At 64.9% G+C, this 12633-nt stretch carries 12 protein-coding genes; 8 read left to right on the forward strand and 4 right to left on the reverse strand.

Going from position 1 to position 12633, the window contains the following annotated elements:
- Both KI794_RS02410 and KI794_RS02415 read left to right on the forward strand, forming a co-directional pair.
- On the forward strand, positions 1-1629 hold the full coding sequence (locus tag KI794_RS02410) for a class I adenylate-forming enzyme family protein (protein WP_255809000.1): 1629 nt from the start codon (positions 1-3) through the stop codon (positions 1627-1629).
- The gene (locus KI794_RS02415; RefSeq protein ID WP_255809001.1) at positions 1616-2419 is read left to right on the forward strand and encodes an SDR family NAD(P)-dependent oxidoreductase; all 804 of its coding nucleotides are present in this window, start codon (positions 1616-1618) and stop codon (positions 2417-2419) included. The genes KI794_RS02410 and KI794_RS02415 overlap by 14 nt, the downstream gene beginning before the upstream one ends.
- 69 nt (positions 2420-2488) lie before the next feature.
- Here the strand turns inward: KI794_RS02415 and purF are convergent, their stop codons facing one another.
- Complete coding sequence (gene purF / locus KI794_RS02420) at positions 2489-3949, reverse strand: amidophosphoribosyltransferase (RefSeq protein ID WP_119281320.1); 1461 nt, start codon at positions 3947-3949, stop codon at positions 2489-2491.
- 150 nt (positions 3950-4099) lie between these two features.
- Between purF and purM the strand changes: the two genes are divergently transcribed.
- Positions 4100-5212 (forward strand): phosphoribosylformylglycinamidine cyclo-ligase, encoded by a 1113-nt coding sequence (purM, locus tag KI794_RS02425; protein WP_255809002.1) that lies wholly within the window; start codon positions 4100-4102, stop codon positions 5210-5212.
- Between the two features lie 77 nt (positions 5213-5289).
- Here purM and ispF read toward each other — a convergent pair whose 3' ends face one another.
- Together ispF and ispD are read right to left on the reverse strand one after the other, a co-directional pair.
- On the reverse strand, positions 5290-5775 hold the full coding sequence (gene ispF / locus KI794_RS02430) for a 2-C-methyl-D-erythritol 2,4-cyclodiphosphate synthase (RefSeq protein WP_119281318.1): 486 nt from the start codon (positions 5773-5775) through the stop codon (positions 5290-5292).
- Positions 5772-6548 carry a 2-C-methyl-D-erythritol 4-phosphate cytidylyltransferase gene (gene ispD / locus KI794_RS02435; RefSeq protein ID WP_255809003.1) on the reverse strand — a complete coding sequence of 259 codons (777 nt, stop codon included), beginning with the start codon at positions 6546-6548 and terminating at the stop codon, positions 5772-5774. The genes ispF and ispD overlap by 4 nt, the downstream gene beginning before the upstream one ends.
- Before the next feature lie 113 nt (positions 6549-6661).
- Here ispD and nusA point away from each other — a divergent pair, with 113 nt between their 5' ends.
- From nusA to rbfA, 5 genes are all read left to right on the forward strand, one after another.
- Positions 6662-7657 (forward strand): transcription termination factor NusA, encoded by a 996-nt coding sequence (gene nusA, locus KI794_RS02440; RefSeq protein ID WP_119281316.1) that lies wholly within the window; start codon positions 6662-6664, stop codon positions 7655-7657.
- A gap of 88 nt (positions 7658-7745) precedes the next feature.
- Positions 7746-8003 carry a YlxR family protein gene (locus tag KI794_RS02445; RefSeq protein WP_119281315.1) on the forward strand — a complete coding sequence of 86 codons (258 nt, stop codon included), beginning with the start codon at positions 7746-7748 and terminating at the stop codon, positions 8001-8003.
- A gap of 74 nt (positions 8004-8077) precedes the next feature.
- The gene (gene infB, locus KI794_RS02450; RefSeq protein WP_255809004.1) at positions 8078-10843 is read left to right on the forward strand and encodes a translation initiation factor IF-2; all 2766 of its coding nucleotides are present in this window, start codon (positions 8078-8080) and stop codon (positions 10841-10843) included.
- Positions 10844-10933: 90 nt separating this feature from the next.
- Positions 10934-11389: a nuclear transport factor 2 family protein gene (locus tag KI794_RS02455; protein ID WP_119281313.1), complete on the forward strand. Its 456-nt coding sequence runs from the start codon at positions 10934-10936 to the stop codon at positions 11387-11389.
- 50 nt (positions 11390-11439) lie between these two features.
- Positions 11440-11985, forward strand: coding sequence for a 30S ribosome-binding factor RbfA (rbfA, locus tag KI794_RS02460; protein ID WP_255809005.1), 546 nt, complete (start codon positions 11440-11442; stop codon positions 11983-11985).
- A gap of 72 nt (positions 11986-12057) precedes the next feature.
- On the opposite strand, the gene KI794_RS02465 is transcribed toward rbfA, so the two are convergent.
- Positions 12058-12621 carry an Lrp/AsnC family transcriptional regulator gene (locus tag KI794_RS02465; RefSeq protein WP_119281311.1) on the reverse strand — a complete coding sequence of 188 codons (564 nt, stop codon included), beginning with the start codon at positions 12619-12621 and terminating at the stop codon, positions 12058-12060.
- Between the last annotated feature and the right edge of the window lie 12 nt (positions 12622-12633).

The raw sequence follows: 12633 nt of genomic DNA on the forward strand, positions 1-12633 counted from the left end.
ATGGTCACCGCAGTTTCGTTCTTTGACCGCGGCTGGCGGATCAACCCAGACAAGCCTGCCTACGTCTCCGCAGATGAGTCGTGGACGTTTGACGAGGCGCGGCGCATGTCGAATCAGATCGCCCGCAGTCTCGCCGAGCTCGGCATTGCGCAGGGCGGCAAGGTCGGGGTGCTTTCCCCGAACGCGCCCCTAGCCTGGCTCTGCGTGCTCGCCGCTTGGCGCATCGGCGCCGTGTGGGTACCGCTGAACCCCGATCACCCAACTGACGAGACCGCGCAGCTGCTGACGCGTTTCGGGGTCGACGTGCTCGTCTACCACCCAGAGCTCGACGAGCACGTGGCGCAGATTCGCGGGGAGGCGCCTGGCGTCAAGCATCTGGTGTCGCTCGGGCCAGCCGGCGGCGACCCCGGCGACGTCGACCTCACTGCCTGGGCGAGGAGTTTCCCGGACACCGCGCCCGCCTTCGACGTCAGCGCCGACGACGTCGCGGTCATCGCACCGACTGGCGGCACGACGGGCCTGCCGAAGGGCGTCATGAACACGCACCGCAACGTGTCCGTGATGGTCGCGCATCAGATGCTCGCGATGCAGTACGGGCAGCACGACGCCCAGGTGAACCTCGCCGCGGCGCCGATGACGCACTCCGCAGGCTTCTCATCGCTGCAGGCATCGGCGCGCGGCGGGACGACCGTCATTATCCCGCGAGCGTCGACCGATGCCGTGCTCGACGCGATCGAGACGTACGGCGTCACCGAGCTCTTCCTGCCGCCGACGGTCATCTACCGGGTGCTCGACCGCCTCGAAGACGAGCAACGAGACCTCTCATCCCTCCGCTACCTGCTCTACGGCGCTGCTCCGATGTCGACGGAGAAACTGCGGCGTGGACTCGAACTGCTTGGACCCGTGTTCCTCGAGGTCTACGGGCAGATGGAGGCAGTCGCCGCGATCAGCTTCAAGCTCCCGCAGGATCACCTCACGGAGACAGGAGAGATCGCAAACGCCGAGCGCCTCGCGTCGTGCGGCCGCCCTGGCCCGCTGATCGAGGTCACCGTCCGAGACCCGCTCACGTTCGTGGAACTGCCCGCGGGAGCGACGGGCGAGATTTGCGTGCGCGGTGATCTCGTCATGAAGGGCTACTACGAGGACCCGGAGAAAACCGCCGAGACGATCGTCGACGGTTGGCTTCGCACTGGCGACCTGGGACATCTCGATGCCGAGGGCTACCTGTTCATCACCGACAGGTCGAAAGACCTCATTATCTCTGGCGGCTTCAATGTGTACCCGAGCGAGGTCGAACAGGTGCTGTGGGGCCACCCGGCTGTGCTCGATTGCGCAGTGATCGGGGTGCCGCACCCCGACTGGGGCGAGCAGGTCACTGCCGTCGTCGAGCTGCAGCCGGGAGGGGGCGCGTCTGAGGCCGAGCTTCGCGCCCACTGCCGAGAGCTGCTCGGCGGGGTGCGCACTCCGAAGCGGGTGTACTTCACTGAGCTGCCGCGGAGCACGAACGGCAAAGTGCTGAAGAAGGAACTACGCGGCGGGGGCGAATGGATCGCGGATGCCCTGCTGGGGTCCTCGAACGCCGAGAGCCGCAGCACGCGGCAGAACGGAGACGCACATGCGAGACCTTGACGGAAAGATCGCGCTCATCATCGGCGCCGGAACGGTCGGCGACGAGATCGGCAACGGCCGCGCGACCGCGCTCCTGATGGCGAGGCATGGCGCGCATGTTGTGTGTGTCGACCGCGACGAAAGCCTAGCGCGTCGCACCGCCGAGATGATCGTCGACGCGGGCGGTGCCGCGGAGAGCTTCGGAGTCGACGCGACCGACGAGGCTGCTGTCGCGGGCCTCGTCGGTTCGGTGATTCGCGCACACGGGCGAATCGATGTGCTCGATAACAACGTTGGGATCAGTCTCCTCGGCGGGGTCACCGAGGCGTCAGCCGACGACTGGGATCGCGTGCTTGCCGTGAACCTCAAGACCGCAGTGAACGCGATGAAGTACGTCATCCCGCACATGGTTGGCCAGGGGTCGGGGGCTGTCGTGAATATTTCCTCGATCGCCGCGCTTCGGTGGGGCGGGACTGCGTACGCGACCTACTACACGTCGAAGGCCGCGCTCACCCATTTGAGCCGGACGACGGCCCTTGAGTTCGCCGCAGCGGGCGTTCGCGTGAACACTGTCTCCCCGGGGCTCATCAAGACGCCGATGGTCGCGAACACCGCTGGCCTCGCGAGCGCCTACGGCGCCGAGAGCGTCGAGAAGATGTGGGCCGAGCGCGACAAACAGGTTCCCCTCGGCCACATGGGAGATCCGTGGGACGTCGCGGAGGCTGCGCTCTTCCTCGCGAGTCCGCGAGCGAAGTTCATTACCGGGGCCGACCTGGTTGTCGATGGCGGAATGACAGTGCGCGCGGCCTAGTCCCCTGAACGGGAGCGGGGTGTCGGGCATACGCCCGGACACCCCGCTCGCGCTATGTCAGCACCCCGGCTAGCTCGTCTGCGTTGCCTCTACCCAGGCGAGGTATTCCTCGTCGATGTTCCCCGCGATGTATTCGCCGGTGAAGCAGCTCTCCTCGAGCTTGGTGACAGTGTCCTGGCCCGCGAGAATCGCGCGGTTCATGCCTTCGACAGTCTGGTAGATGAGGTGATCGGCACCGAGCTCGGCTGCGATCTCGGCTGGCGTCCGGCCGTGCGCGATGAGCTCGTCGCGCGATGGCATGTTGATGCCGTACACGTGCGGGAAGAGCACAGGGGGCGCTGCCGACGCGAAGATCACGGAGCGGGCACCGGCTGCGCGAGCCATCTCGACGATCTCACGCGACGTCGTGCCGCGTACGATCGAGTCGTCAACGAGCAGCACGTCTTTACCCTTGAACTCGATGTGCATCGCGTTCAGCTTCTGGCGCACGCTGCGCTTGCGCACCGCCTGGCCGGGCATGATGAAGGTGCGGCCAACGTAGCGGTTCTTGAAGAACCCCTCGCGGTATTCGATTCCGAGGTTGCGGGCGAGCTGCATCGCAGCAGGGCGGCCTGAATCAGGGATCGGCATGACGACGTCGATGTTGACGCCAGGCAGCTCCTCGCGGATCCGCTCGGCGAGCACGTCGCCCATGCGCAGTCGCGCGTCGTACACCGAGATGCCGCTGAGCACCGAGTCGGGGCGCGCGAGGTAGATGTACTCGAACGCGCACGGCACGAGGCTTGTGTTTGGGGCACACTGCTGCGACATCATGGTGCCGTCGCCGCGGATCAGGATCGCTTCGCCAGGCTCGACGTCTCGTACGATCTCGTAGCCGCCGGACTCAAGCACGAGCGACTCTGACGCGACGACCCACTCGTCGGTGCCGCTTTCAGAAGTGCGGTGCCCGAGGACGAGGGGGCGGATCCCCTTCGGGTCGCGGAAGGCGACGAGGCCGTAGCCCGCGACGAGCGCGATCGCTGCGTAGGAGCCCTCGACGCGTTCGTGGAGCCGCGTCACGGCCTGGAAGACCTGTTCGGCGTCGAGCGAGAGCCCCTTGATGCTCGACTGGAGCTCGTTCGCGAGCACGTTGAGCAGGAGTTCGGTATCAGAGTGGGTGTTCAGATGGCGACGATCCACGTTGTAGAGCTCAGCGGTGAGCTCACGGGTGTTCGTGAGGTTGCCGTTGTGGACGAGGATGATGCCGTAGGGCGCCCCGACGTAGAACGGCTGCGCTTCTTCTTCGCGGGCGGCGTCGCCCTTCGTTGCGTAGCGCACGTGCCCGAGGCCCACGTTGCCCATGAGCTGGCGCATGTCGCGGGTGCGGTACGCCTCGCGAACCTGGCCCTTCATCTTCGACATGTGGAAGAAGTCACCCTCGAGGGTGGCGATGCCTGTCGAGTCTTGGCCGCGGTGCTGCAGAAGCAACAGGCTGTCATAGATTTGCTGGTTGACGGGTTCGGACGAGACGATACCGACGATGCCGCACATGTTGCGAGTTCGCTCCACTTGGGTAGATGTTGGCGCCAGACGACGCAGCTAATAGTTTCCCACAACTTCCGCCATGTAAATGATGGGTGAACGCAGTCTGCGCGAAAGGCGTGCCGATTCTCATGCCCACGGCAGGGTACCCTTATTACCGTGAGCGAAAACTCGTCGATCTATGCCCAGTCCGGTGTTGACACTGCCGCCGGAGACCTCGCTGTCGAACTCATGAAGTCGGCGGTTCAGCGCACCCACGGTCCGGAGGTGCTTGGAGGGGTTGGCGGCTTCGCCGGCATGTTCGACGCCTCGGCCCTGACCGGCTACAAGCGCCCGCTGCTTGCGTCGTCGACGGACGGCGTTGGAACGAAGGTCGCGATCGCTCAGGCGATCGACAAGCACGACACCATCGGTCAGGATCTTGTCGCGATGGTCGTCGACGACATCGTCGTTGTCGGCGCGAAGCCGCTCTTCATGACCGACTACATCGCCTGCGGCAAGGTCGTCCCCGAGCGGATTGCCGACATCGTTCGCGGCATCGCCGAGGCGTGCGAGGCGACTGGCACCGCCCTCGTCGGCGGCGAAACTGCTGAGCACCCGGGCCTGCTTGGCCCCGACGACTATGACGTTGCGGGCGCCGCGACGGGCGTTGTCGAGGCTGACCGCATGCTGCACCCCGGTCTCGTGCAGGACGGTGACGTCGTCATTGCGATGGCCGCGTCGGGGCTGCACTCGAACGGCTTCTCGCTCGTGCGCCACATTCTTACTGACAAAGGGATCGGGTACGAGCAGCACTCGGCCGAGCTAGGCGCGAGCTACGGCGAGGCGCTCCTGACTCCGACGGCGCTCTACACCGCGCCGCTGCTTCGCGTACTCGAGGATCCGTCGACGCAGGGCGCGGTTCACTCGCTTAGCCACGTGACAGGCGGCGGTATCGCTGCAAACCTCGCACGCGTGTTGCCTGTTGGTTCGTGGGTTGAGGTCGACCGCTCGAGCTGGTCGCCCCTGCCCGTCTTTAGGCACCTCGCTGACCTCGGCGGTCACACGCTCGAATCGCTTGAGGGGGCATGGAACCTCGGCGTTGGCATGTTCGCAGTCGTCGCCGCGGACAAGGCGCCGCACGTCGCAACAGCCCTCACCGCTGAGGGGCTCGATCCCTGGATTGTTGGCACGGTCTCGACTGCTGCTCGCGATTTCACTGGTTTTGAGCAGGGCGCCAAGGGCGTCGACGGTGGCGCCGTTCGTCTCGTCGGCTCATACAGGGCTGCGTAGGCGAATCAGGGGGCGTGGAACCGTCGCGTATTCACGCGAAGGTTCGACGCTCCGCCGCCGAGCGGGTGAGACGCTCGTCAGACCGCCCGCGCGATGAGCGCGGTGGCGATCGCGGCGAGGCCCTCGCCACGGCCAGTGAAGCCGAGCTTGTCAGTAGTCGTGGCGCTGAGCGATACCGGAGCGCCAACAAGCTCTGACATGACGCGCTGGGCCTCGTCCCTGCGAGGCGAGAACTTTGGCCGGTTGCCAACCACCTGCACCGTGACGTTCACCGGCCGAAAGCCGTCGGCCGCGAGCTTCGCCAGCGCGAGCCTCACAAACCCGGTGCTCGCAGCTCCCTCGGTCGCGGGCTCGTCAACTCCGACGAGGCCGCCGATGTCTCCGAGCCCAGCCGCGCTGAGCAGTGCGTCGACTATCGCGTGGCAGACTGCGTCGCCATCGCTGTGACCCGAGAGGCCTGGCTCGCCGGGCCACAGGAGGCCGGCGAGGTGAAGTGGGGCCGACTCGTCGTAGGCGTGGACGTCGAAGCCCGATCCCACGCGAATGTCTGGAAGTGCCGTCATCGTGCGTCCCTATTCGTGGCAGCGAGCAGCGCCTCAAGCAGGGTGAGGTCGCCAGGTGAAGTGAGTTTGTGTGCGAGGGCTTCGCCAGGCACCGTGCGGACAGTTCCGCCTGCGCGCTGCACGACCTCGGCGTCGTCTGTCGGCTGGCTGGCTGCGCCTCCCAGGGAACCGGTGCCGAGCCTGTCGTGTGCGGCGGCGAGAAGCTCCCGCGGGAAACCCTGCGGCGTTTGCACCGCCACGAGCGGCGCCCTGTCAACTGTTTCATGGACGATCGAATCGTCCCCAACGCGTTTCAGGGTGTCGACGACGGGTAGCGCCGGGATCACGGCGTTACCGGTCCGCCTGACCTCCGCAGCCACTCGCTCGAAGAGCGTGGCAGGGGTGAGCGGCCGGGCTGCATCATGCACGAGCGCAACATCGACGTACTCGGGGAGTGCGTCGACGCCGAACTTCACTGACTCGTGTCGCTCGCGCCCACCGGGGGTGACCGAGATCTCCCAGTTTCCGCCAGGCGCGGTTGCCCCAGCGACTTCCCTGAGCGTCTCGTCAGCGAGCTGCTCGGGGACAACGATCACCAGGTGGCCGCCCGCGGGGAGCGAGGTCACCGTGCTGATGCAGTGCTCGACGAGGGTGCGACCCCCGAGCTCGACGAATGCCTTCGGCTTTCCGGCGCCGAGGCGCTCGCCGCGCCCGGCCGCGACGAGCACGACGCCGATCCGGGACACCTCGTGCGGATCGCGCGAATTCGTTTGATTGTCTCGGGCACCTGTCATGCTGCAAGCGTACCGGGAGGTGTTCCCGCGCCTCGTGAGCTATCCTTATTGACTACCCGAGCGGGAAACCGCCGGAACATCTGAATAGACATTTCAATATCCAGGAGGACACCGTGAAGATCGATCTTGCAATGCTGCGAGGGCTCGAACGCGAGAGGGAGATTCCTTTCGAGGAGCTCGCTGAGATTATTGAGCAGGCGATTCAGACTGCATACGTACGTCACGCAGAGAACCAGGCGCTCCCGGTACCCGCGACTGAAGACGTGCGCGTCTCGCTGGACCGCAAGAACGGTGAGATTTCTGTGCTCGTGCCCGAGCACGACGACGACGGCAATGTCATCGGCGAAGCCTACGTGACAACCGACGAGTTTGGCCGGGTCGCGTCGAGCGCGGCGAAGCAGGTCATCAACCAGCGCCTTCGCGATATCTCTGACGACGCTGTCCTTGGCCAGTTCAAGGACAAGGAAGGCCAGGTCGTCTCTGGCGTCATTCAACAGGGCCCGAACCCGCGTATGGTGCACGTCGACCTCGGCGAGGTCGAGGGAATCATTCCACCCGAGGAGCAGATCCCGGGGGAGGAGTACACGCACGGGGCTCGGATTCGCGTGTACGTGACGAGCGTGTCGAAGGGGCTCAAGGGGCCGCAGGTTGTTCTCTCGCGCACCCACCCGGGCCTCGTGCGCAGGCTGTTTGAGCGGGAGGTGCCGGAGCTCGGTGAAGGCCTCGTGGAGATCGTGTCGCTCGCTCGTGAGGCTGGCCACCGCAGTAAGGTCGCTGTCCGCGCAAAGCAGGCCGGCATCAACGCGAAGGGCACCTGCATTGGCGAGATGGGTAGCCGCGTCCGCGCGGTAATGAACGAACTCGGCGAAGAGAAGATCGACATTGTCGACTACTCGCCCGAGCTGCCGAAGTTTGTCGCAAACGCCCTCTCTCCGGCAAAGGTGACTGACGTGTTCATGATCAACGAATCGCTGAAGCAGGTTCGCGCGCTCGTGCCCGACTTCCAGCTGTCGCTGGCGATCGGCAAGGAAGGGCAAAACGCCCGCCTCGCCGCGAAGCTGACGGGCGCCAAGATTGATATTCAGCCCGACTCGATCATGAACGACTAGGCCCCGCGCCACGAAAACCTCGCGTGTCCCGGGCAGCGCGGCTGAAAAGCCGCCTGCCTGGGGATGCTCGCAGCGGGAAGCTGGTAAGATGGATCCGATTCGGACTTGCGTTGCCTGTAGAACACGGGCGGCGCGCGCGGAACTCCTTCGAGTGGTGGTGCGTGACGGTCATCTGATTATTGATGAACGTGCGGTGCTGCCAGGGCGAGGTGCCTGGGTGCACGAGACCGCAGAATGTATGAATCTTGCAGTGCAGCGTGGGACCTTCACGCGTGCACTTAGAGCGTCGGGGAAACTCGATGGTCAATCACTAGAGAACAGGCTGAAAACGCTGATGGACAAGTAATGAGCGGCTCACGATGAGACCCGTCCGTTAATTTTGGTTCTCGCCTGTCTGGCGTGAACCCAGACAGGAGAAAAGTGGCTAACCCACGCGTAAGCGAGATTGCCAAGAAGCTCGGTATCGAGAGCAAGAAGGCAGTCGAAATTCTGAACGATGAACTCAACGAGTTCGTCAAGACCCCGTCCTCGACGATCATGCCGCCTACAGTGCGCAAGCTCGAGGCGTTCGTCAAGGATCACCCCGAACTCGTAAAGAGCGACGAGGGTGCATCCGAGGCTGCCCCTGCAAAGGCCGCAGCCCCGAAGAAGCCAGGTGCGGCGCCGAAGCCCGGCCGTCCCGGCCCGAAGCCCGGCGCACCTGCCCCGGCAGCTCCGGTTGCTGAGACCCCCGCGGCTCCTGCAGCACCCGCTGCTCCCAAGGCGACCCCCGCTCCGGCAGCCCCGGCAGCGCCCGCTGAGGCCCCGAAGGGAGAAGCTAGCGCGAAGCCAGGTGCTCCCAAGCCCGGCGGCGCTGCGAAGCCAGGCGCTGCGAAGCCAGGCGCTGCGAAGCCAGGTGGCCCGCGCCCAGGCAACAACCCGTTCGCGTCAAGCCAGGGCATGGGTATCCCCCGCCCGCCGCGTCCAGGTAACAATCCGTTTGCGTCGAGCCAGGGCATGGGCGGCAATCGCCCCAACCCAGGCAATATCCCCCGTCCTTCCGCTCCGCGTCCAGGCGGGCAAGGTGGTCCCGGCGGTCGTCCAGGCGGCCCGCGTCCCGGTGGGGCTCCGCGTCCCGGTGGGGCTCCGCGCCCCGGTGGCGGTGGCGGCTTCAACCGTCCAGGTGGCGGCGCAGGTGGCCCCGGCGGCGGGTTCGGCGCTCCGCGCCCAGCAGGCGGGTTCGCAGGCCGTGGCCGTGGCGGTCGTGGCGCTGGCACCGCTGGTGCATTCGGCCGTGGCGGCTCCAAGAGCAAGGCACGCAAGTCGAAGCGGGCGAAGCGGGCAGAATTCGAGATGCGCGAGGCGCCGTCGCTTGGCGGTGTCAGCGTACCCCGCGGCAATGGCTCGACTCCGATCCGTCTGCGCCGCGGCGCATCGCTCTCAGACTTCGCGGACAAGATTGATACGAGTGCATCGAACCTCGTGACAGTGTTGTTCCACCTTGGAGAGATGGCAACTGCGACCGAGTCGCTCGACCAGGCGACCTTCGAGATTCTTGGCGAGGAGCTGGGCTACAAGATTCAGATCGTCTCGCCCGAGGACGAGGATCGCGAGCTCCTTGAAGCCTTCGACATCGACATCGAGGCTGAGCTTGAAGAAGAGGGCGACGACGTGCTCAAGCCGCGTCCGCCTGTCGTCACCGTTATGGGTCACGTCGACCACGGTAAGACCCGCCTGCTTGACGCGATCCGCAAGGAGAACGTCGGCGGTGGCGAGGCCGGCGGCATTACGCAGCACATCGGCGCCTACCAGGTGCACACCGAGCACGAAGGCGTTGAGCGCGCGCTGACGTTCATCGATACACCGGGTCACGAGGCGTTCACCGCCATGCGTGCACGTGGCGCCCAGGTCACCGATATCGCAATCCTCGTGGTTGCGGCTGACGACGGCATCATGCCCCAGACGATTGAGGCGCTGAACCACGCGCAGTCGGCGAACGTGCCGATCGTGGTTGCGGTCAACAAGATCGATAAGGAAGAGGCGAACCCAGACCGGGTGCGTCAGCAGCTCACCGAGTTTGGCCTCGTGTCGGAGGAGTGGGGCGGCGACGTGATGTTCGTCAACGTCTCGGCGAAGAACAACGTCGGTATCACTGAGCTACTCGAGGCAGTTCTGCTCACCGCTGACGCCGGTCTCGACCTGCGCGCAAACCCAGACAAGGAAGCTCGTGGCGTAGCGATCGAGGCGAAGCTCGACAAGGGCCGCGGCTCCGTCGCGACAGTGCTCATCCAGTCGGGTACGCTTCGGGTCGGCGATGCGATCGTTGCAGGCACTGCCTACGGCCGTGTCCGTGCGATGCACGACGAGAACGGGGATCCCGTGCTCGAGGCGCTCCCGTCGCGCCCGGTGTCGGTGCAGGGTCTCTCGTCAGTGCCCCGCGCAGGTGACAATTTCATCGTCACATCTGAAGACCGCACGGCCCGCCAGATCGCTGAGAAGCGTGAAGCAGCGGAGCGCAACGCGATGCTCGCGAAGGCTCGCAAGCGCATCAGCCTTGAAGAGTTCACGAAGGCGCTTGAGGACGGCAAGGTTGAGTCGCTCAACCTCATCATCAAGGGCGACGTGTCGGGTGCCGTTGAGGCGCTCGAGGAATCGCTCATGAAGATCGAGGTGGACGATTCGGTCCAGCTCCGCATCCTGCACCGCGGCGTCGGCGCGATTACCGAGTCGGACGTGGATCTTGCAACGATCGACAACGCGATCGTCATTGGCTTCAACGTGCGCCCCGACGTCAAGGCTCGCGAGCGTGCTGCGCGCGAGGGCATTGATATCCGGTTCTACAACGTCATCTACAACGCCCTTGATGACATTGAGGCATCGCTCACGGGCATGCTCAAGCCGGAATACGAAGAGGTCCAGTCGGGCGTTGCCGAGATTCGCGAGGTCTTCCGCTCCTCGAAGTTCGGCAACATCGCCGGTGTCATCGTGCGCTCGGGCACCATTACCCGAAACGCGAAGGCACGCGTCATCCGCGAGGGTGTCGTTATCGCCGATGGCCTCGCCATCGAGTCGCTGCGTCGTTTCAAGGACGACGTCACGGAGGTCAAGACTGACTTCGAAGCCGGTATCGGTCTTGGCAAGTTCAACGACATTCAGGTCGGCGACGAGATTGAGACCACTGAAATGGTCGAGAAACCGCGCGGCTAACACGTCGAGCTGAACGAGGGGCCGAGGAAGCGATAGCTTCCTCGGCCCCTCGCGTCTTTTCGGTGGCGTTTCGAGCCGTATGCTCGAAGCATGAACGATTCTGAACTTGTCACCCGTGTCCGTACCCTCGTCGAGACGATGTATGGCGGCTACATTGGCGGTGACCGCGGTGCGATCGACGCGCTCCTCGATCCTGATCTCACAATGTTTGACTCGGCGAGCCCTGCGCTCATCAGTGGTATGGACGAGCTGAACGCCGTGAGGGCGGCCCGTGGGACCGACAGTAACGACTCCCAGGAGGCGCGCACTGAGACCGCGCTGACAGCAGGGCGCTTCACCGCACGGCGCATCGGCGACGTGATCTCGGCGACCTGGTGGCTTCGCATCGACGCTGTCGACGCGAATGGCAAGCCGGTGATTCCCGAGGTCGTTCGAAACTCGGCTGTGCTTGTCGATACTGCCGGACCGCTCCGCATCGTGCAGCTGCACGAGGGAGTCGTGCAGCACTTCGGCGGGCCCGAGATCGCCGGCCTGCCGAACGTGTAACCGGTGAATGAGTGCAGTCGCAACGCCCCCGGCGCGGGTAGGCTTAGAACATGAGTAATCCACGTGCAGGGAAGGTTGCCGAGCGGATCCACCAGATCATCGCTCGCCGACTCGACAAAGGGCTCCGGGACCCGCGGCTCGGGTTCGTCACGATCACCGAGGTGCGGGTGACAGGCGACTTGCAGAGCGCGAGCGTGTTCTACACGGTCTACGGTGACGAGGCAACGCAGACCGACACCGCGGCCGCGCTGAAGGCAGCGACAGGCATGCTCCGCAGCGAGGTTGGCAAGCAGCTTGGCACCAGGCTCACGCCAACGCTCGAGTTCATCCACGACGAACTGCCGTCTTCCGCTGAGCACCTGAACGAGCTGCTCGCGGAAGCGAAGCGGCGCGACGATGCGGCTCGCGAGCTCGCCGTTGGCGCTACTTACGCTGGCGAAGCAGACCCGTATGAGAAGCCGCGCACTCTCGAAGACGCCGTGGAAGCCGACGATTTCGACGATGACGACGACAGCGAAATCGACGATGACTTCGACGAGGAGGACGAGGACGGCCTCGACGAAGAAGAGCTCGAAGACGACGAGGAACGCGACTAACGCTCCACAGCTCGTTCGGCCCCCTGGATGAGTTTCCAGGGGGCCGATTGCGTGTGGCGGCGCCGGGCTGACCTACGGGGCGATCTCGTTTTCCTCGCCCGGTTCGACGTAGCTCGCGATGCGCGAAACGCCAATGACGGTGTCATCTTGCAGCTCGAGTTTCGAGCGGAGCGCGCGCCCCGCGAAGCCTGCGCGAAGATTCACGCGGTCCCACTGCTCGTCCATGATGAAGACAGTCTCAGTTGACTTGATGCAGTCCCACTTCGCGAGATTTGTCGCGACGAGCTCGTGGATTGCAGCGACGTCAGCGGCGCGAACGAGCAGCATGCCGTCGTGGCTTCCAGCCGTCACTGCGAAGTACTCGAGTTCTTGGACAGTCGGGAGACGCTCGCGAAACTCTTGCCACCGCTGCTGTTCGAGCGATACGAACACGAGCGCCGCAACACCGAAGCCGGCTGCGCGGAAGTCGAGCGTTGCTGTGAAGCCGGTAATGACGCCGGCCTCGACGAGCGCGTCGTAGCGCTGGTACGCATTCGACCGGGAGACCCCGAGTTGCTCTGCCATCGCGGCAATTGACAGTCGTCCGTCGCGCCGCAGCAGATCGACCATTTGAATGTGGATGTCATCGAGTTGCATTCTGTACTTTCA

This window comes from Leucobacter aridicollis (assembly GCF_024399335.1).
Taxonomy (GTDB): Bacteria; Actinomycetota; Actinomycetes; order Actinomycetales; family Microbacteriaceae; genus Leucobacter; species Leucobacter aridicollis_A.